Source organism: Terrabacter sp. 2TAF16 (assembly GCF_052115065.1).
Classification (GTDB): domain Bacteria; phylum Actinomycetota; class Actinomycetes; order Actinomycetales; family Dermatophilaceae; genus Terrabacter.
In genome coordinates this window covers 599,031-618,137 of record NZ_JBFRFZ010000006.1, presented here as the reverse complement: position 1 = coordinate 618,137, position 19,107 = coordinate 599,031, and the positions used below count along the sequence as shown (strand labels likewise).

Below are 19,107 nucleotides of genomic sequence, written 5' to 3'. Positions count from 1 at the left end.
GCATCGCACCCGGCCGAGCCGTGGTTGCGCGCCCTCGCGGCACGCCCGTGGTTCACTTCCCTCATGGCCGAGGTGACGATCCGCCGCGCGTCGGCCGACGACGCCCTCATCGTCGCCGCGCTGCACCTCCAGTTCGCCCGCGAGCTGGGTATGCCGTCCGAGACCGGCTACCTCGACCGTTTCGTCGACGCGTGGCTGGCCGAGCGGCCCGACCGGCCGACGTGGATCGCCGAGAGCCGGGGCGACCATGCCGGCATCCTCGAGACCCGGCGCATCCGCGCGCTGCCGTGGCCCGGGCGCAAGGACGTCTCGTGGCTGCACGTCGGCGGCCTCTTCGTCGCGCCGGGCTGTCGTGACCGCGGCGTCGGGCGGGCGCTGACCGAGGCGATGATCGAGTGGTCGCGCACGACCGACGTCAAGTGGATCCGGCTCAACGCTCCCGACGGCCGGGCCCAGGAGTTCTACGAGCGGCTCGGCTTCAGCTCGCCGGGGCGCCTCATGGAGTTCGACCTCAGGGACCCGTAGTGAGCGATGCCTCCTTCGTCGTGGCCCCGGGCCCGACGAACTCCCTCGTCGACGTCGCGGGCCTGCGGGTCGGCCACTGCACCCGTGACGAGCCGGGCTGGCTCACCGGCGTGACCGTGGTGCTCGCCCCTGACGGCGGTGCCGTCGCGGGCGTCGACGTGCGCGGCGGCGGGCCGGGCACGCGCGAGACCGACCTGCTGGACCCGCGCAACCTCGTCGACCGCGTCGATGCGATCGTCCTCGGCGGCGGGTCCGCGCTCGGCCTCGCCGCCGCCGACGGAGTCATGGACGCCCTGCTGGACGACGGGATCGGCTGGCCCATGGGCGAGCCGGGACACGTCGTGCCGATCGTGCCGTCCGCGATCCTCTTCGACCTGGGACGCGCTGGCACGTGGGGCCACCGTCCGCGCGCGGAGGACGGGAGGGCGGCATACGCCAGCGCGACGTCCTCGGCCGTCGCCCAGGGCTGCGTCGGTGCGGGCACCGGCGCCAAGCTCGGTGGCTTCAAGGGCGGGATCGGCTCCGCGAGCGTCGTGCTCGAGTCGGGCACGACGGTCGCGGCGCTCGTCGCCGTCAATGCCGTCGGCTCGGCGGTCGACCCGGCCACCGGGGTGCCGTATGCCGTGGGGCTCGGTCTCGGCGACGAGCTGGCCCACGTGGGTCGGCCGAGTGCCGCCGAGCTCGAGGCTGCGCGGGCCCGGGCCGAGGCGCTGCCCGCGAACACCGGCCGGCCGGGACTGGCCACGACCATCGGGGTCATCGCGACGGACGCCACCCTGTCCAAGGCCCAGTGCCAGAAGATGTCCGGCATCGGGCATGACGGCTATGCACGGGCGCTCAAGCCGGTGCACACGCTCTTCGACGGCGACACCCTCTTCACGCTCGCGACGGGCGATCGTCCGGCGCCGGACCCGATCGAGCAGACCGTGCTCATGGAGGCTGGTGCGGACTGCGTCGCCCGGGCGATCGTGCACGCGCTGCTCGCCGCGACGTCGGTCGACCGGACGGCCGACGGCGGCATCGCGCTGCGCTCCTGGTCCGACGCCTTCCCCTCCGCGCTCTCCGGCTGAGGTCCGCGACCGGCGCCCCTTTACTGCCTGCGACTGCGCACGTCGTGGAGTTCTTCCGGCACCTGGTGCCGGAAGAACTCCACGACGTGTCCGTCGGTGTCCACATCCCCCGCGAAACGCCGGGGGTTGCCCACAGCTGCGGCCCTCTACCTCGTGGGTGGCCGGAGCCGCAGCGACCCTCGAGGAATGGACCTGGCGAGTGCACGCGACGTGCTTCACGCGCAGGACGGCGTGATCTCGAGGACGCAGGCCCTCGAGTGCGGCCTCGACGACAGCGACCTGGAACGGCTGTTGCGCCGACGGGAGCTGGCGCGGATCCATCCCGGTGTCTACGTCGACCACACCGGGCAGCCGACCTGGACGCAGCGAGCCTGGGCCGGCGTGCTCTTCCACTGGCCGGCTGCGCTCGCCGGGGACTCCGCGCTTCGAGCGCACGGCCTCAGGTCGGCTGCGGTCGAGGTCGCGGCAGCGTCCTGGCTCGACCGCGAGATGACTCGCGGGCGGGTCGCCCTGGAACCCGTCCAGGTGGTGGTCGACGCAAGCCGGCGGGTCGCTCCACCTGCCGGGGTGGTCGTGACCCGTCGACATGACTTCGAGCGCCGGGTGCAGCTCCATCTCTCGCCGCCGCGCCTGCGGCTGGACGAGGCTCTGCTCGACGTCGCCTCCGCCTGTGCTGACGAGGCCACGGCCGTCGCCGTCCTGGCCGACGCCTGCCAGCAGCGGGTGACGACAGCGGCCCGACTGCACGACGAGCTGTCGGCGCGAGGTCGATTGCCTCGTCGGCGCCTGCTCCTTCCGATCCTCGACGACGTGGCCGCGGGCACGATGTCGGTGTTCGAACGGCGTTACCTGCATGACGTCGAGCGGTCGCACGGCCTGCCGACCGCGAGGCGGCAGGTCAAGGTCGTCACGAGGCGGGGCGTGACGTACCGCGACGTCGAGTACTCCGACTTCGCCGTCGTCGTCGAGCTCGACGGGCGGTTCGTCCACACGGGACCGCGGCGCGAGTGGGCCGACCTCGAGCGTGATGTCGATGCCGTCGCCCGCGGCGAGTCCACGCTGCGACTCAGGTGGCCCCACGTCCTCGAGCCCTGCCGGGCGAGCGTGCTCGTCGGACGGCTACTCCGGTCCCGCGGCTGGGACGGAGAGCCCAGCTCATGCGGCCGCGACTGCCTTGCGGGCCCAGGTCAGCGGCGCCCGGCGTGAACTGCGTGTCGTGGGAGCGGTTCGTGGAGTTCTTCCGGCACCACATGCCGGAAGAACTCCACGAACCGGCCACGGAAGGCTTCCGGCGCGGCGGGCGCCGGGGCGGTTGTCGCGTCAGGGGGTGGGTGGGGAGAGGTGGTCCCAGCCGCGGCGGATGGCGGAGTCCAGGTGGTCGAGGGGGTAGGGCAGGCGCGGGTCCGGCGCGTTCAACGCCTCCGTGAGCGATGCCGCGCCGAGCCGGCGCTCGCGGATCACGGCGGCGACGACAGCGAGCTCGTCGCGCTGGCGAGCCACGAAGGCGCCGTCCACGGGATGTCCGTGTCCCGGCACGACGACCGTGCGGTCCTCGGCCAGGACGAGGTGCGAGGTGAGGGTGTCGGCCCACTCGAGCGGCCAGCAGTCGTCGCCGAACGACGGGTGGGCGCTCTCCTCGACGAGGTCGCCGAGGAACATCGCGTCGGTGTCGGGCACGAGCACGGCCACGTCTCCGTCGGTGTGGCCGCGGCCGGCGTACGTCATCGTGACGACGCGGTCACCGAGGTCGATCGTCGCGTTCGAGCCGAAGGTGCGGTCGGGCCCGCGGACCACGGTCGCCATCACCTCGGCGGCGTCGCGCGCGGTGTAGCCGTACTCCGGGCCGTCTCCGGGGTCGGCCCGAAAGGCGGCCTTGATCCGCTCGGCATCGGCGTCGATGGTGCGCCCGACGTTGTCGTGGGCGTGGACGATGGCGGTCTCGAAGGCGGTGTTGCCGAAGGTGTGGTCGAAGTGGACGTGCGTGTTGACGACGTGGCGGACCTCGATGTCACGGCCGAGGCGTCGGATGTCGTCGAGGACCTGGCTGCCTTGGATGCCGCTCGCCCGCGTGTCGATGACGACGGCACCGTGACGACCGAGCACCAGGCCGACGTTGACGTCCCACTGCCGGTAGCGCGCGACGAAGACCCGGTCGGCGACCTCGACGAAGCCGGTCGTCGCCGCGGGACGGTCCCCGGACGGCGGCGCGCTCACCCCGCGTACCTCGGTGTGATCCACGTCTCCCCGAGCATGGGACCACCGTAGCGGCCACCCTCTGAGGAGGCGTCTCCCGCCCGATTCCTCTACGTTTGTGGACCATGTCGACCGAGAACCACACCTCCACTCCCGGCTCGAAGTCCCGACGCAAGGTCCTCATCGCCGCCGTCCTCGCGGCCGTCGCACTGCTCTCGACCGGCGCCGTCGCCTACTGGTCGGGCGACAGCTGGAGCGACGAGGCGATGTCGTCCAGCGGCTTCCCCGGCCTGCCCGACGGTGACTGGACGAGCACGACCTCCGACGACGGCTGGGGCTCGGCCGACACCTCCTCTGCCGCGACCGGCACGCCCACCGCCGCGACCGGGACCACCCGCCCCGGGACCACGCGCGCCCCGGCGACCGCCGTCGTCGAGCCGGCCTCCGACCCGACCTCGTCGGTGCCGACCACCTCGGCTCCCGCCCCGTCGTCGAGCCGGGCCACGACGCCGCCCGCGCCGACCTCGACCGTGGCCCCGAGCCCGTCGTCGACGCCCACGAGGGGCAACCCGAACCCGAAGCCGAAGCCGACCTCGACGAAGAAGCCCACCCCGACGCCGACCCCCTCGCCGACGTCGAGCGACGGCGGCTGCTTCCTGCTCATCATCTGCTGACCTGCCCGACCGGGCCGACGCGACCAGGCGTGGGAGCCTGTCGCCATGGACTGCATCTTCTGTTCGATCGTGGCGGGGGAGGTGCCGGCCGACGTCGTGCTCGACGAGCCGGACCTCGTCGCCTTCCTCGACCGCCGCCCGGTCTTCAAGGGTCACGTCCTGCTCGTGCCGCGACGACACGTCGACACCCTCCTCGACCTCCCGGCCGAGCTGCACGCCACGGTGCTCGGGGCCACCCAGCGCCTCGCCGCGGCCGTCGTCGGGGCGCTCGGCGCACAGGGCACGTTCGTGGCGATGAACAACGTCGTGAGCCAGTCCGTGCCGCACCTGCACGTGCACGTCGTCCCGCGCACCAAGGGCGACGGGCTGCGCGGCTTCTTCTGGCCGCGGACGACCTATGCCTCGGAGCAGGAGTCCGCCGAGCATGCCGCCCGGATCGCCGCCGCGCTGGCACCGGCCGTGGACGCCTGACCCGAGCGGACGGCATACGCCCCATCCCGTGGGGCCAGACGTTTGCACTCTCACCCCGAGAGTGCCAATAATGGCGTTAGCACTCTCCCTAGGGGAGTGACAGAAATGGGCCGTATGCCGAGGGGCTGGGTTCGCAGCTACATGAAGCTGGGGAGACCGGTCCCGTCCGTCGCGGGCGTCATGCGGGCCACCACCAACGATTCGCGTGGAGGACCACCCGAATGGCCAAGACCATTGCGTTTGACGAAGAGGCGCGTCGCGGGCTCGAGCGGGGAATGAACATCCTCGCCGACGCCGTCCGCGTGACCCTCGGCCCCAAGGGCCGCAACGTCGTCCTGGAGAAGAAGTGGGGCGCCCCCACGATCACCAACGACGGCGTCTCGATCGCCAAGGAGATCGAGCTCGACGACCCGTACGAGAAGATCGGCGCGGAGCTCGTCAAGGAAGTTGCCAAGAAGACCGACGACGTCGCCGGTGACGGCACGACGACGGCGACCGTGCTCGCCCAGGCGATGGTGAAGGAAGGCCTGCGCAACGTGGCCGCCGGCGCCAACCCGATGGCGCTCAAGCGCGGCATCGAGAAGGCCGTCGAGGCCGTCACCGCCCGCCTGCTCGAGCAGGCCAAGGAGATCGAGACCAAGGAGCAGATCGCCTCGACCGCCAGCATCTCGGCGGCCGACGAGGAGATCGGTGCTCTCATCGCCGAGGCGATGGACAAGGTCGGCAAGGAAGGTGTCATCACCGTCGAGGACTCCAACACCATGGGCCTCGAGCTGGAGATGACGGAGGGTATGCGCTTCGACAAGGGCTACATCTCCGCCTACTTCGTCACCGACACCGAGCGCATGGAGGCCGTCCTCGACGACGCCTACGTGCTCGTCGCGAACTCCAAGATCGGCAACATCAAGGACCTCATCCCGCTCCTCGAGAAGGTCATGCAGTCGGGCAAGCCGCTGCTGATCATCGCCGAGGACATCGAGGGTGAGGCCCTCGCGACGCTCGTCGTGAACAAGATCAAGGGCACGTTCAAGTCGGTCGCCGTCAAGGCTCCCGGCTTCGGCGACCGCCGCAAGGCCATGCTCACCGACATCGCCATCCTCACCGGTGGCCAGGTCATCTCCGAGGAGGTCGGTCTCAAGCTCGAGAACGCCACCCTCGACCTGCTCGGCCGCGCTCGCAAGGTCGTCGTCACCAAGGACGAGACGACCATCGTCGAGGACGCCGAGGACCGCTCGCAGATCGAGGGCCGCATCGCCCAGATCAAGGCCGAGATCGAGAAGTCGGACTCCGACTACGACCGCGAGAAGCTCCAGGAGCGCCTCGCCAAGCTCGCCGGCGGCGTCGCCGTCATCAAGGCGGGCGCGGCCACCGAGGTCGAGCTCAAGGAGCGCAAGCACCGCATCGAGGACGCCGTCCGCAACGCGAAGGCTGCCGTCGAGGAGGGCATCGTCGCCGGTGGTGGCGTCGCTCTCATCCAGGCCGCCAAGGCGCTCGACGAGCTCGTGCTCGAGGGTGACGAGGCGACCGGCGCCAACATCGTGCGCGTCGCGACCGAGGCCCCGCTCAAGCAGATCGCGATCAACGCCGGTCTCGAGGGTGGCGTCGTCGCGGAGAAGGTGCGCGGTCTCGAGGCCGGTCACGGTCTCAACGCCGCGTCGGGTGAGTACGTCGACCTGCTCGCCGCCGGCATCATCGACCCGGTCAAGGTGACGCGCTCGGCGCTGCAGAACGCAGCCTCGATCGCGGCGCTCTTCCTCACGACCGAGGCCGTCATCGCCGACAAGCCCGAGAAGCACGCGCCGGCCATGCCCGGTGGCGACGACATGGGTGGCATGGGCGGCATGGGCTTCTGAGCCCACCCGTCTGAGCCGCACCGCAGCACGTCGCAAGGGCGGCTCCTCCTCACGGGGGAGCCGCCCTTCGCCGTCCGCGACCCGACGCCTGGCGGCATCGGGAGGGCGGATGCCGTGCGCCTGGGAGGGGGTCAGCGGGCGAAGAGGGCGCGGGTCGCGTTCTCGTGCTCGGCGTAGGCCGACGACGCCTTGAGGGTGAGGCGACCGACATCGGCCAGGGCGTCGGTCATCTGGGCCTGGATGCGCTGGTAGTCGTGCATGACGCGCTCGAACTCGACCTTGGCCGGGCCCTGCCAGTCCGCGCCCATGCCGGCGAGGCGCCCGCGCAGCTCGGCGGTGCTCGACGTGATGGTGTCGGCGAGCCGGTTGATGTCGCCGGCCGCGGCGGCGATGCGTTCGGTGTCAACGACGGAACGGGACATGGGTGCTCTCCTCGATCGTGGGCCGACCGGACGGTGGCCGCGTTCGTCCGAGGCTAGGTCGGACGGGGGAGAGGCGGCCGGCGTCGTCCACAGGGCACCGGACGGCACGCGTCGGCGGGCTGGCCTAGGCTTCGAGGCATGACCGTGTGGATCGACCAGCCGATCTGGCCCGCCCACGGTCGGCTCTTCGCCCACCTCGTCAGCGACACCTCCTACGACGAGCTGCACGCCGTCGCACATGCCGCGCAGCTGCACCCGCGGTCGTTCGACGGCGACCACTACGACGTGCCGCAGGGGCGCTGGCAGGACGCCGTCGACGCCGGCGCGACGCCGACGACCGGGGTCGACCTCGCGCGCCGGCTCAACGCGTCCGGCCTGCGGCTGCGCAAGCGCAAACGTGACCGGGGGGTGCGTCGCATCCTCGACGTGTCCTTCCCCAACGGCGCGAATGATGTCGACCTCGTCGCCTCCGACGACCCGCTGGACCCGGCCCGGGTGCTCGCAGCGATGGTCTTCGTCCGCGACCGGCGGGGCGACTTCGTCGTGGTGCACAGCGTCCGTCGCGGCGAGTGGGGCTCCCCCGGAGGCTGGCGCGAGGACGACGAGACGCCGGTCGAGAACGCCGTGCGCGAGACGTTCGAGGAGACCGGCCTGCGGCTGCGCCATCCGGACGTGCTCCCTTGCGGCTACGAGCGGTTCACGCCGAAGACCGAGGACAACCTCTTCGGTCGCGAGAAGCCGTTCCTCCAGGTCTTCCGCACCCGGCTCGACGACGTGCGACCCGAGCTGACCGACGGCGACGACGGCATCCACGAGACGCGCTGGGTCACGCCGCAGGAGTACGCCGAGCTGTGCGGCCACCTCTTCTGGTGGGCCCTCGCGGTCGAGGTCTTCCCCGACCTGCGCGGTCTCGCCCGCCCGCTCTGAGACGCACGTATGCCGCCCACCGAGGTGGGCGGCATACGTGGCCTGTCGTGGTGGGTTCGCCTGTCACGCAGGCGGACCCGCGCGCTCAGCGCTGGTTGGTGAAGTTCAGCGCGACGTCGAGGTCGGCCTCGCGGAGCATCCGCTGGACGGCCTGGAGGTCGTCGCGCGACTTGCTCGAGACGCGCAGCTCGTCGCCCTGGATCTGGCTCTTGACGCCCTTGGGCCCCTCGTCACGGATCAGCTTGTTGATCTTCTTCGCGTTCTCCTGGGAGATGCCCTCCTTGAGGGGCGCGTCGAGGTGGTACTCCTTGCCGGAGAGGCGCGGGCCGGCCTCGGGGACGTCGAGGTGCTTGAGGCTGACCTTGCGCTTGACGAGGTGCGTCTGCACGACGTCGAGCACTGCGAGGCAGCGCTCCTCGGTGTTGGCCTTCATCTTGATGACCTCGCCGGCGAGGTCGACGGAGGCGCCGACGTTCTTGAAGTCGTAGCGCGTCGCGATCTCCTTGCTGGCGCTGTTGACCGCGTTCGCGATCTCCTGCTTGTCGAACTTGCTGACGATGTCGAACGAGGAGTCGGCCATCGGTGGGGTCCTTCCGGATGCTGTTGTCTGGTCTGTCGGGCGGGTGCGCTGAGGCGGTCCGGACACGACGGAAGCGTCGCCGGAGGCCCGATTTCGGACCGCGCCCGATCTCTTGCTATCCTTCCAGACGCACCAAGGCAGGTTGTCCGAGCGGCCAATGGAAACGGACTGTAAATCCGTCGCGAGAGCTACGAAGGTTCGAATCCTTCACCTGCCACCCAGTGCTCTGAAGGGCCTCTGACCAGCGTAAACGCCGGCCAGAGGCCCTTCTGCCGTGCCCGCCGCCGGTCGGGTCCTGCTCGGCACGGTGCGGGTCCGCACCGCCGGCATCCTGGTCGGTGAAGGCAAAGCCATCGTGGATGCCGTGAACCCGGAGCCTCCGCGCTCGGACGCGACACCAACCTCGGAGGGCCTCCCCGGGACGGGACGATCCCTGGAGGGCCCTTCGTGGTCCGTTCCCCCGACGTCGGTCGAGCGCATCCGCGGGGCGACCATCAAAAGTGACGGTCGCCTTGACGGGTCACTGCGGAGTGTCTCAATGCGACCAGGTGGTCGTAGGGTTGAGGCATCGCGGGACTGCTGGCAGCAGGCGACTGCCGCCACCCCCGCTGTGTGGTCGCGTGGGCCGCTTCGCACGCAGAAGTCGGCCCGTTTGCTCCTCCCGGGACTGCCGGGTCGGGCCTGGTGTCGAGCACGGCTCGGCGACGAAGAGGAGCGACCCGATGGATACGCATTCAGTCGAGGTGGAGCGTGGGTGGGCCGCTGAGAAGCGCGACTTCGTCGGTGACCGCCGTGACGAGGTCGCTGATGAGCGAGACGTGGCCGGCGACGTGCGAGACCTGAAGGCCGACGCGCGAGAACGAGCGCTCGACCAGCGGGAACGGGAGCTGGCCGCCAAAGAGGCCGAGCTGGGTCTGGCACGCGACTCCGCTGGGGCAGTGACGAATCGGGACGACGCCGAGGCCCGCGAACGGGCCCGGCAGGACCGAGACGGGTCAAGGGCCGAGCGACATGCCGCGGCTGGAGCGCGCGAGGATGCCACGGATCGACGGTTGGAGGCCACGCCCACGACGCGCCTGGCCTCAGCTTTCGCCGACATCGCCGGGAACCTCTACGCCGCCGACTCATACGACGCGATCCTCCTGCGCATCGCAGAGACGGCAGTCAGCACGGTCGCAGGGTGCCGGATGGCCAGCGTCACGGTCGGTGAGGACGGGACCTATCGCACGGCCTCTACGACGGACGCGAGTGCGTCGGCTGTCGACCAGGCGCAGTACGACGCGCGAGAGGGCCCGTGCCTGGACGCCATGGCCGCCCCGATCGTGTACGCGAAGTCATTCCCTGACAACCGCTGGCCCACGCTCTCGTCGCGTCCGGCTGACCTGGGCGCGCACTCGGCCGCGTCGTATCGCTTGGCTACGGTGAGTCAGGCAGCACGGAGCAGCGGAGCCTCGCTGAACACCTATGGCGCCGAGCCGGATGCGTTCAGCGAGGAAGCGCAGCAGATCGGGCTGATCCTGGCGGCGCACGCCTCGATGGCGTCAAGGGCGGTCCGCGAAAGAGACGGGCTTGCGGATGTGGCCGAGAACCTGCACAAGGCACTGCTGAACCGGGATGTCATCGGCCAGGCCAAGGGGATCCTCATGGAGCGGCTCAAGCTCACTCCCGAGGACGCCTTCGATGCCCTGCGTCAGGCGTCGAACCTGCTGAACGAAAAGCTTCACAGGGTGGCGCTCACACTTGCAGAGACCGGCGAGCTCCACAGCCCGGACAGCCCCGAGTGACGCCCACCAGTTCTGCGAGCAGTCAAGGCCTCGGCGAGGTGGTCGCGACGGTCGACGCGCAGCGGGTGATGCCGGCGAGGTCCTACCGGGGGTCGTTCTCGCTGACGCCGAGCCGGACCTTGCCCTTGCTCGGGCACTCGTCGGAGTGCGCGAGCGCGTCCTTGCGGGCCTTGTCCCGAGCCCGACGGGCCGGGCCCGTCCAGTCGCAGCTCTTGCAGTAGCCCAGCACGAACGAGCCGTCCTCCTGCGTCGAGTCGGCGTCGACGCGTTCGAGCGTCGCCTGGTGCTTGTTGCCCTCGCCGTCCTTGACCGTGAGCTCGTCACCGCGGCGCTTGAGGAACCGCGGACCACCCCCAGACTTCGCCATGGCGACATCGTCGCCTGCTTCGGCGCCGAGGCCAAGTCGCTGCCCAGCGCGCGGATGCCGCCCGAGGGCGCCCGGCTGGCACGAGACACGGATCGACCCGGGGAGGGCTCTGTCCCGGTGAACAGGGTCGGGTCACTGAAATCTGCGAATCATGATCTTGCACAGACGAACTCGTCGGTGCTACAACATTCCTACAGCGCATGCCACGACTCGTGAGATGCGGTCGTGGCCACCATGGAGCATCTGGACATGATGGAGGTGACGACGATGCTGATGCGCACTGACCCCTTCCGTGAGGCCTTCCGGGACCTCGACCGGGTGGCCCAGCTGGCCCTCGGGACCAGCGGCACGCTGGCCAGGCCCTCGGCCATGCCGATGGACGCCTGGCGAGATGGAGACACCTTCCACGTCGAGCTGGACCTGCCGGGCGTGGACCCGCAGTCGATCGACCTCGACGTCGAACGCAACGTGGTGACGGTCAAGGCCGAACGTCCCACCCGCGCGAGCGATGCCGACCTCGTCGCCGCTGAGCGGCCGCGTGGCGTGTTCAGCCGCCAGCTCGTGCTGGGCGACAGCCTCGACACCGAGCACATCCGCGCCAACTACGACGCCGGCGTGCTGCGGCTCGCGATCCCGGTGGCTGAGCGCGCCAAGCCGCGCAGGATCGAGATCTCGCACGACGCCGACGACCGGAAGACCATCACCGCCTGAGGGATGTGACGGTCATGGTCACACGCACCGAGGTGGTCGCCGACGTCGACGAGGTCTTCATGGCCCTCGTCTGCGACGACGACGAGCTGCTGCGCGCCGAGTTCGAGGCGATCGTCGGCGCCGGGTGGCCGCCCGTCGGCACGCCCTGCCGACCCGACCGCCCCGGTGGTGCTCCTCGCGAGCGCAGGCGCCTCGAGGACGGCCGCCGCGAGGAGACCCAACGCGCCGTGCGGCGGGACGGCGGTCCCGTCGACCGTGGTCGGGAGCGCGCTCCGCCGCCGTGAGCGGGCGCCCAGGAGCTCGTCCCACTGCCGGCTCACCGGGTGGCCCGCGCCACCCGGTGAGCCGGCGTCACGACGTTGGTGCGTGTGTCGTCTCGAGCACGCGGCGGGCGCTGCTGGCGCCCGTCGAAGTGCCTCACCCACCGGGTGGGCCCGGTGCTCGTCGGAGAGGATCTCGACACCCACGGGACGTCAGTGCGCGGGGATGCGCGGGGGGATGTTGTATGCCGTCACGACCTCGACGTTGGCCGCGACCGACGTGGGTGCCCCGGGCACGAGGCGGTGGGCACGCATGACCTGACGCACGCCGGCCCGCATGTCGGCGTGGAGGTCGTGGTGGAGCACGGCGGTGAGCACCCCGGAGCGCAGCAGGTCGAGGTTGTCCTCGTCGAGGTCGTGGCCGATGAAGACACCGGGTGACCGGCCGGCCGCGACGAAGGCCGCCGAGATGGCTCGGTTGCCGCCGCCGACCGAGTAGGCGGCGCGCACCTCCGGCTCCGACCGGAGCACGTCGGAGACGAGCGCGGACATCGTCGCGTCGAGCCCGTCGCTGTCGGTGATCGTGTGGACTCGCCGGTCGGGTGCCAGACGACCGAGGGCGACCGTGAACGCCTCGGCCCGTTCTCGCTCGCCGAAGAAGAACGACCGGCTGAGGCTCAGCAGCACGTCACCGGGCCGGTCGCCGAGCACCTGGGACACCAGGTAGGCGGCGGTGGCGCCGGCCGCGGCGTTGTCGAGCCCCACGTACGCCACCCGAGCGCTGTCGCGGACGTCGGTGACAAGCGTGACTACGGGGATGCCGCGGTCGGTGAGGCGGCCCACGGCCGCGGCCACGGCCGGGTCGTCCGGCGCCTTGAGCACGACGCCGTGGCAGACGCGCCCGCGCCGGCCGAGGCTGTCGAGCACCTCGACGGCGGCCGCGACGTCGGCGTTCTCACGCAGGTGGAAGCGCGCTCGGACCGCGGCCGGGCGCAGCGCGGGCAGCTCCTCCTCGAGCGCCGACCGGACTGCCGTGCTGAAGCGCGTCGGCGCCTGGATGACGACGTCGAGCAGGAGCGTGCGGGCCGCGAGGCGCAGCTGGGTCTGCTGGCGATCGAGGTCGAGCACGGCCTGCTCGACGGCGCGCACGGCGCGCGCGCTCGCCCCAGCCCGGCCGTGGAGCACCCGGTCGATCGTCGCCTCCGACAGCCCCGACTGCTCGGCGATGTCGCGGACGCGGTGCGACCGCGCGCGGTGCTGAACCATCCCCGGAGCGTAGTCCCGAGGGAACGCGCCTGAGGTGTTTCTGAGGTCATCCGGTGGGTCGCCGCCCCCGCCGTGGCCCGCATCCTTGAGGCACGGCCAGCGCTGCTCCGGGCGGCGCACGGTCGGACCCCGATCACCGTCGATCCGCCCGAGGAGGGCACCATGGCCATCACGCCGACCAGCTCACGCGCCGGCTGGATCCGTCCCGAGGACGCCCAGCTGTCCGACCTGCTCGAGGTGCTCGTCGAGCGGACCGACCTCGCCGACTACCCGCACGCAGCCCGCGTCGAGCAGGAGGTCCTCGTCTACGACTGGGCCACGCTGCGGCATGCGGCCGCGGACGACGTGACACGGCGTGACATCCAGGCCGAGCTGGCGCGGGCCTTCTCCGTCGGCCCCGGAATCGTCGTCCTGGCAGGCGCTTTCGAGGCCGAGCCCCTCGACCGGGCGACCGCAGCCTTCGAGTGGATGATCGCCGAGCAACGCGCGAGCGGCACGGCGGCGGGTGACCACTTCGCCAAGCCGGGCGCCAACGACCGCATCTGGAACGCCCTCGAGAAGCTCGCCGTGGCCGACCCCGGGGCGTTCGTCGACTACTACGCCAATGACGCCGTCGCGCTCGCTGCGCAGGCCTGGCTCGGGCCGGGCTACCAGGTCACCTCACAGCTCAACGTCGTCAACCCCGGCGGCGCCGGGCAGACGGTGCACCGCGACTACCACCTCGGCTTCCAGTCCGCCGAGACGTGCGCCCGCTACCCGTCGCACGTGCACGCGCTCTCGCAGGCGCTGACCCTGCAGGGAGCGGTCGCGCACGTCGACATGCCGGTGGAGTCCGGTCCGACGCTCTACCTGCCGCACAGCCAGAAGTACACGCACGGCTACGTCGCCTACCAGCAGCCGGATTTCCAGGCGTACTTCGTGGCCCACCACGTGCAGCTGCCGCTGTCGGCCGGCGACGCCGTCTTCTTCAACCCCGCGCTGCTCCACGCCGCCGGCACGAACCACACGACGGACGTGCGCCGGATGGCCAACCTGCTGCAGGTCAGCTCGGCCTTCGGCCGGGCGATGGAGACCGTCGACCGGGCGCGGGTCGTCGAGGCGATCCACCCGGCGTTGGTTGCTGCGCGCTCTGCCGGGATGCAGCCGCGGGAGATCGGCAACGTCGTCGCCGCGAGCGCGGAGGGGTACGCGTTCCCGACGAACCTCGACCGCGACCAGCCGGTCGACGGTCTGTCGCCGCGGACGCAGGCCGAGCTCGTCACCGAGGCGCTCGCCGCCGACCGGCCTCTCGACGAGCTGCGGGGCGCTCTGACGCGCCAGCTGTCCGGCCGCGAGAGCCACTGAAGAGGGGCGCAGTACCCTGAACCCCACGCCCTGACCGTTCGACCCCACAGATCCGGAGACCCCAGCACCGTGACGTCGCAGCCCGACTGGAGAAGCGGAACCCGACACCCCACCGGCGGCTACGACAAGGTGATCGTCGCGCGCGGGGACACCCTCTACTTCATCGCGGCGCGGCTGCACCGGCTCGACGGCCCGGCCGTCGAGGCCGAGGACGGCTCCGTGCAGTACTGGCTCTACGGCACGCGGGTGACCGAGCAGGAGTTCCACGACCGTCCACAGGCCTAACGGCCGACGGTCCGCCCGCTGGCGAAGCGCAGGGGTCCGGCCGCCCGGACGAGCGGCTAGCGGTGGGCGTCGTCGTACGCGGTGACCACGGCCTGCGGGATCCGGCCACGGGCGGGGGTGTGGTGTCCCGTCTCGGCCGCCCAGGCCCGGATCAGCGCGTTGCGGGACTCGCCCACCGCGGGCAGCACCGTCGTCGACCGCGCGGGCGCCGTGTGCGTCCGGCGCTCGTCCCCGGCCCGTCGAGCCCGGGCCACCCAGTCGTCGAGCGTCGAGCGGAGGGCGTCGGCGTTCGCCTCCGAGAGGTCGATCTCGAAGGAGTCCCCGTCGATGCCGAAGGTGACGGTCTCGGCGGCCTCGGTGCCGTCGAGGTCGTCGACGAGGGAGACGATGGTCCGGCGCATGGGATGAGCCTAGTGGGCGCCCCGGGGGGTGGAGGGAGGCACTCCCGACCGTGTGTAAGGTAAGGCTTACCTACTCAGGCGCGCCGTCCGACGGGACCGGCGCGCCCCTCCGGATCCACGAAGGCAGCTCACATGACCTCCCGCCCCCGCACCACCATCGGCGTCGCGCTCGCGGCCGTCGGCGCCCTCGCCCTGACGGCCTGCGGCTCCGGCTCGTCCGGCAGCGGCTCGACCGACGGAACGGGCAGCATCACCGTCTACAACGCGCAGCACGAGAGCCTGACGAAGGAATGGGTCGACGCGTTCACGAAGCAGACCGGCATCAAGGTCACCGTCCGCAACGGCGACGACTCGGAGATGTCCAACCAGATCGTCCAGGAGGCCGCGGCGTCGCCGGCCGACGTCTTCCTCACCGAGAACAGCCCCGCCATGACCCAGGTCGAGAACGCCGGCCTCTTCGCCGATGTCGACAAGGCCACCCTCGACCAGGTCCCGGTCGGGTTCCGCCCGTCCACCGGCAAGTGGACCGGGATCGCGGCCCGCTCGACGGTCCTCGTCTACGACAAGCGCAAGCTGCAGGAGAACCAGCTCCCCGCCTCGATGCTCGACCTCGCCAAGCCCGAGTGGAAGGGCCGCTGGGCGGCCTCGCCGTCGGGCGCCGACTTCCAGGCCATCGTCTCGGCGCTGCTCGAGCTCAAGGGCGAGACCGTGACGAACGACTGGCTCACCGCGATGAAGACCAACGCCAAGGCCTACAAGGGCAACAGCACCGCGATGAAGGCGGTCAACTCCGGCGAGGTCGAGACCGCGCTGATCTACCACTACTACTACTACGGGGACCAGGCGAAGACCGGCGAGAACTCGGCCAACGTCGGCACCCACTACTTCAAGAACGAGGACCCGGGCGCCTTCGTCTCCGTCTCCGGTGGCGGCGTGCTCAAGGCGTCGAAGAACGCCGCGGCCGCCCAGTCCTTCCTGAAGTTCGTCACCGGCAAGGCCGGGCAGGAGGTCCTGCAGAAGGGCACCTCCTTCGAGTACGCCATCGGCTCCGACGTGCCCTCCAACCCGGCGCTCGTGCCCCTGAAGGACCTCAAGGCCCCGACGGTCGACCCCGCCAAGCTCAACTCCGCCACGGTCACCGATCTGATGACCAAGGCGGGTCTGCTGTAGTTCTCGGGTGACCACCGACCTCACCGCACCCGGCGCGCACCGCGCGACCGGCACCGGCACGGCTCCCACGCCGGGCCCGGGCACCCGCCCGGGCCCGGCGTCCGGGCGTCGGCGACCACCCGCCCTCGCGGTCATCGCCGTGCTCATCGCGCTCTTCTCTCTCGTGCCCCTCGGCTACGTCATCGCGATGACGGTCGCCACCGGGTGGGACACCGCGGTCAGTCTCATCTTCCGGGCGCGCGTCGGTGAGCTGCTGCTCAACACCATCCTGCTCATGGCCGTCTCGGTGCCGCTGTGCCTCGTCCTCGGCGTCGGTGGCGCCTGGCTCGTCGAGCGGACCGCCTTGCGCGGCAACAGGTTCTGGGCCCTCGCGCTGGCCGCGCCGCTCGCCATCCCCGCGTTCGTCAACAGCTACGGCTGGGTCTCGGCCGTGCCGTCGCTCGCCGGCCTGTGGTCGGGCGTGCTCATCTCGGTGCTGTCGTACTTCCCGCTCGTCTACATCCCGGCCGCGGCGACCCTGAGCCGCCTCGACCCGTCGCTCGAGGAGTCCGCGGCCTCCCTCGGGCTCGGCCCGTGGCACGTCTTCCGCCGGGTCGTGCTGCCCCAGCTGCGGCTCGCGATGACGGGCGGCGCGCTGCTCGTCGGACTGCACCTGCTCGCCGAGTACGGCGCCTTCGCGATGATCCGCTTCGACACCTTCACGACGGCGATCATGGTGCAGTACCAGTCGACCTTCAACGGCGCCGCCGGCAACATGCTCGCCAGCGTCCTCGTCGTCCTGTGTCTCCTGCTGCTCGTCGCCGAGGTCCGCAGCCGCGGCACCGCGCGCTACGCCCGCGTCGGCTCCGGCGGCCAGGCGGCCCCGGGGCGTATGCCGCTCCGCCGGCTCCACGTGCCGGCTCAGCTCGCGCTCCTGCTCCTCGTCGTGCTCGCCGTCGGCGTCCCGATGTGGTTCGTGCTCCGGTGGGTCGTGCTCGGCGGATCGGAGATCTGGGCGCCCGACGAGCTCGTCCCGGCCCTGCTCCAGACGCTGCTCTACGGCGTGGCCGGCGCGGCGGCGACGACGCTCGTCGCCTTCCCGATGGCCTTCCTCGCCGTGCGGCGACCGAGCTGGTTCACCCGCTCCCTCGAGCTGTCCAACTACATCACGAGCTCGATGCCCGGCATCGTCGTCGGCCTCGCCTTCGTCACCGTGAGCATCCGCTTCCTGCCGGCGTTCTACCAGACGGCCGTCGTCCTGGTCGCTGCCTACGTGCTGCTCTTCCTGCCGCGTGCCCTCGTCAGTCTCCGCTCGGGGCTCGCGCAGGCGCCGCGGGAGCTCGAGGAGGCCGCGCAGGCGCTCGGGGTGCGTCCCCTCGGTGCCTTCGTCCGGGTCACGCTGCGGCTCACGGCGCCGGCCGCGGCCGGGGGAGCGGCCCTCGTCTTCCTCGCCATCGTCAACGAGCTGACGGCGACCCTCCTGCTCGCCCCGAACGGCACGCGTACCCTCGCGACGGAGTTCTGGGCCAAGAGCAGCGAGATCGACTACGCCGGCGCCGCACCGTACGCCCTGCTCATGGTCGTGCTCTCGGCGCCGATGACCTACCTGCTCTTCCAGCAGTCGAAGAAAGCGGCCGGACAATGACCACGACACCCCCGTCGACCTCCCCGCACGCGGCGGTCGACTACCACGACCCGTCGGCCCGGGGCCGTCTCGAGGTCACGGGACTGACGAAGAGCTTCGGCCCGCAGCAGGTGCTGCGCGGCGTCACGCTGTCGGTCGACCCGGGCAGCACGACGGCCATCGTCGGTCCGTCGGGCTCGGGCAAGACGACCCTGTTGCGGCTCATCGCCGGCTTCGAGCGCGCCGACGCGGGCTCGGTCACCCTGAGCGGGCGCGCGCTCGCCGGTGAGGAGGCCTGGGTGCCCGCGCACCACCGCGACGTCGGCTACGTCGCCCAGGACGGCGCCCTCTTCCCGCACCTCACCGTCGGCCAGAACATCGCCTTCGGCATCGACGCCTCCGACCTCACCGGGGGGCGCAAGGCCGTGCAGGCGCGGGTCGCGGAGCTGCTCGAGATGGTCTCGCTCGACAGCGGTCTGGCGGCGCGGCGACCCCACGAGATCTCGGGCGGGCAGCAGCAGCGGGTGGCGCTCGCCCGGGCGCTCGCCCGCGAACCCGAGCTCATGCTCCTCGACGAGTCCTTCTCGGCCCTCGATGCGGGTCTGCGGGTCGCGACCCGGCGCACCGTGGCCAAGGTGCTGCACGACGCCGGCATCACGACCGTCCTCGTGACCCACGACCAGGCCGAGGCCCTGAGCTTCGCCGACCAGGTCGCCGTGATGCGCGACGGTCTGCTCGCGCAGGTCGACAGCCCCCTCGAGGTCTACACGCGACCCGTCGACCGGGCCACGGCCGAGTTCCTCGGCGACGCCGTGATGCTCGAGGCGTGGGTCGACGGCGACACGGCGACGTGCTCGCTCGGGGCCGTCCCGCTCGCGGCGACGACCCTCCGCGGCCGGGTGCAGCTCATGCTCCGACCGGAGCAGATCCGCGTCGACGAGCACGGTCCGATCCGCGGCGTCGTCGTCGACACCGACTACTTCGGTCCCGAGAGCACGGTCCGTCTCGAGCTGACCTCGAGCCGCGAACCAGGTTGTGAGACATCGGCGCTCGCGCGAGAGGGCGAGATCATCAGCATCCGCCACTCCAACGCGTTCATCGCCGCCAAGGGCACCGAGCTCCGGCTGCGCATCGAGGGCGAAGCCATCGCCTTCCCGGCACTGGCACCTCCGCCCCCGGCCTGACGCGTCGGTGCCGGGCC

Annotated in this window: 21 protein-coding genes and 1 tRNA gene; 16 read left to right on the top strand and 6 right to left on the bottom strand. The window is 71.3% G+C overall.

Annotation, left to right across the window (positions count from 1 at the left end; all coding sequences use genetic code 11):
• Positions 1-63 precede the first annotated feature (63 nt).
• The 3 genes from AB4Z14_RS11740 to AB4Z14_RS11730 all read left to right on the top strand — a co-directional run bounded on the left by AB4Z14_RS11740 (position 64) and on the right by AB4Z14_RS11730 (position 2,801).
• The gene (locus AB4Z14_RS11740; RefSeq protein WP_442275314.1) at positions 64-525 is read left to right on the top strand and encodes a GNAT family N-acetyltransferase; all 462 of its coding nucleotides are present in this window, start codon (positions 64-66) and stop codon (positions 523-525) included.
• Positions 525-1,595, top strand: a complete 1,071-nt coding sequence (locus tag AB4Z14_RS11735; RefSeq protein WP_442275313.1) for a P1 family peptidase — start codon at positions 525-527, stop codon at positions 1,593-1,595. The genes AB4Z14_RS11740 and AB4Z14_RS11735 overlap by 1 nt, the downstream gene beginning before the upstream one ends.
• 186 nt (positions 1,596-1,781) lie before the next feature.
• Positions 1,782-2,801, top strand: coding sequence for a type IV toxin-antitoxin system AbiEi family antitoxin domain-containing protein (locus AB4Z14_RS11730; RefSeq protein ID WP_056822284.1), 1,020 nt, complete (start codon positions 1,782-1,784; stop codon positions 2,799-2,801).
• 114 nt (positions 2,802-2,915) lie between these two features.
• Here the strand turns inward: AB4Z14_RS11730 and AB4Z14_RS11725 are convergent, their stop codons facing one another.
• Positions 2,916-3,809: an MBL fold metallo-hydrolase gene (locus AB4Z14_RS11725; protein WP_442275312.1), complete on the bottom strand. Its 894-nt coding sequence runs from the start codon at positions 3,807-3,809 to the stop codon at positions 2,916-2,918.
• A gap of 104 nt (positions 3,810-3,913) precedes the next feature.
• Here AB4Z14_RS11725 and AB4Z14_RS11720 point away from each other — a divergent pair, with 104 nt between their 5' ends.
• From AB4Z14_RS11720 to groL, 3 genes are all read left to right on the top strand, one after another.
• Positions 3,914-4,462, top strand: a complete 549-nt coding sequence (locus AB4Z14_RS11720) for a hypothetical protein (RefSeq protein WP_442275311.1) — start codon at positions 3,914-3,916, stop codon at positions 4,460-4,462.
• 45 nt (positions 4,463-4,507) lie between these two features.
• Positions 4,508-4,933, top strand: a complete 426-nt coding sequence (locus tag AB4Z14_RS11715; RefSeq protein WP_442275310.1) for an HIT family protein — start codon at positions 4,508-4,510, stop codon at positions 4,931-4,933.
• Between the two features lie 221 nt (positions 4,934-5,154).
• A complete protein-coding gene (gene groL / locus AB4Z14_RS11710; RefSeq protein ID WP_056771437.1) occupies positions 5,155-6,786 on the top strand; it encodes a chaperonin GroEL in 1,632 nt (543 codons plus the stop codon).
• Positions 6,787-6,917: 131 nt separating this feature from the next.
• Here groL and AB4Z14_RS11705 read toward each other — a convergent pair whose 3' ends face one another.
• Positions 6,918-7,208 carry a WXG100 family type VII secretion target gene (locus AB4Z14_RS11705; RefSeq protein ID WP_442275309.1) on the bottom strand — a complete coding sequence of 97 codons (291 nt, stop codon included), beginning with the start codon at positions 7,206-7,208 and terminating at the stop codon, positions 6,918-6,920.
• A gap of 138 nt (positions 7,209-7,346) precedes the next feature.
• Between AB4Z14_RS11705 and AB4Z14_RS11700 the strand changes: the two genes are divergently transcribed.
• On the top strand, positions 7,347-8,135 hold the full coding sequence (locus AB4Z14_RS11700) for a DUF4031 domain-containing protein (protein ID WP_442275308.1): 789 nt from the start codon (positions 7,347-7,349) through the stop codon (positions 8,133-8,135).
• Positions 8,136-8,220: 85 nt separating this feature from the next.
• Here the strand turns inward: AB4Z14_RS11700 and AB4Z14_RS11695 are convergent, their stop codons facing one another.
• Positions 8,221-8,715 (bottom strand): YajQ family cyclic di-GMP-binding protein, encoded by a 495-nt coding sequence (locus AB4Z14_RS11695; RefSeq protein ID WP_256794589.1) that lies wholly within the window; start codon positions 8,713-8,715, stop codon positions 8,221-8,223.
• Between the two features lie 136 nt (positions 8,716-8,851).
• Between AB4Z14_RS11695 and AB4Z14_RS11690 the strand changes: the two genes are divergently transcribed.
• Positions 8,852-8,932: transfer RNA gene (locus AB4Z14_RS11690), tRNA-Tyr, on the top strand.
• Between the two features lie 505 nt (positions 8,933-9,437).
• Complete coding sequence (locus AB4Z14_RS11685) at positions 9,438-10,499, top strand: ANTAR domain-containing protein (RefSeq protein WP_442275307.1); 1,062 nt, start codon at positions 9,438-9,440, stop codon at positions 10,497-10,499.
• 82 nt (positions 10,500-10,581) lie between these two features.
• On the opposite strand, the gene AB4Z14_RS11680 is transcribed toward AB4Z14_RS11685, so the two are convergent.
• Positions 10,582-10,866, bottom strand: coding sequence for a hypothetical protein (locus AB4Z14_RS11680; RefSeq protein WP_442275306.1), 285 nt, complete (start codon positions 10,864-10,866; stop codon positions 10,582-10,584).
• Between the two features lie 267 nt (positions 10,867-11,133).
• Between AB4Z14_RS11680 and AB4Z14_RS11675 the strand changes: the two genes are divergently transcribed.
• Both AB4Z14_RS11675 and AB4Z14_RS11670 read left to right on the top strand, forming a co-directional pair.
• Complete coding sequence (locus AB4Z14_RS11675; protein WP_442275391.1) at positions 11,134-11,577, top strand: Hsp20/alpha crystallin family protein; 444 nt, start codon at positions 11,134-11,136, stop codon at positions 11,575-11,577.
• Positions 11,578-11,591: 14 nt separating this feature from the next.
• Positions 11,592-11,861 (top strand): hypothetical protein, encoded by a 270-nt coding sequence (locus AB4Z14_RS11670; RefSeq protein WP_442275305.1) that lies wholly within the window; start codon positions 11,592-11,594, stop codon positions 11,859-11,861.
• Positions 11,862-12,050: 189 nt separating this feature from the next.
• Here the strand turns inward: AB4Z14_RS11670 and AB4Z14_RS11665 are convergent, their stop codons facing one another.
• Positions 12,051-13,103: a LacI family DNA-binding transcriptional regulator gene (locus AB4Z14_RS11665; protein WP_442275304.1), complete on the bottom strand. Its 1,053-nt coding sequence runs from the start codon at positions 13,101-13,103 to the stop codon at positions 12,051-12,053.
• Between the two features lie 162 nt (positions 13,104-13,265).
• Here AB4Z14_RS11665 and AB4Z14_RS11660 point away from each other — a divergent pair, with 162 nt between their 5' ends.
• Together AB4Z14_RS11660 and AB4Z14_RS11655 are read left to right on the top strand one after the other, a co-directional pair.
• Positions 13,266-14,447, top strand: a complete 1,182-nt coding sequence (locus AB4Z14_RS11660; RefSeq protein ID WP_442275303.1) for a phytanoyl-CoA dioxygenase family protein — start codon at positions 13,266-13,268, stop codon at positions 14,445-14,447.
• 69 nt (positions 14,448-14,516) lie between these two features.
• Entirely contained in the window at positions 14,517-14,732 is a 216-nt protein-coding gene (locus AB4Z14_RS11655; RefSeq protein ID WP_442275302.1) for a hypothetical protein, read from the top strand.
• A gap of 56 nt (positions 14,733-14,788) precedes the next feature.
• On the opposite strand, the gene AB4Z14_RS11650 is transcribed toward AB4Z14_RS11655, so the two are convergent.
• Positions 14,789-15,133 (bottom strand): histone-like nucleoid-structuring protein Lsr2, encoded by a 345-nt coding sequence (locus AB4Z14_RS11650; protein ID WP_442275301.1) that lies wholly within the window; start codon positions 15,131-15,133, stop codon positions 14,789-14,791.
• A gap of 132 nt (positions 15,134-15,265) precedes the next feature.
• On the opposite strand from AB4Z14_RS11650, the gene AB4Z14_RS11645 reads away from it, so the two are divergent.
• The 3 genes from AB4Z14_RS11645 to AB4Z14_RS11635 are packed head-to-tail and all read left to right on the top strand — an operon-like array spanning position 15,266 to position 19,090.
• Entirely contained in the window at positions 15,266-16,303 is a 1,038-nt protein-coding gene (locus AB4Z14_RS11645; RefSeq protein ID WP_442275300.1) for an iron ABC transporter substrate-binding protein, read from the top strand.
• A 7-nt stretch (positions 16,304-16,310) separates the two neighbouring features.
• Positions 16,311-17,927 (top strand): ABC transporter permease, encoded by a 1,617-nt coding sequence (locus AB4Z14_RS11640; RefSeq protein ID WP_442275299.1) that lies wholly within the window; start codon positions 16,311-16,313, stop codon positions 17,925-17,927.
• Positions 17,924-19,090 (top strand): ABC transporter ATP-binding protein, encoded by a 1,167-nt coding sequence (locus AB4Z14_RS11635; RefSeq protein WP_442275298.1) that lies wholly within the window; start codon positions 17,924-17,926, stop codon positions 19,088-19,090. Before AB4Z14_RS11640 ends, AB4Z14_RS11635 begins: the two co-directional genes overlap by 4 nt.
• The last annotated feature ends 17 nt before the right edge of the window (positions 19,091-19,107 follow it).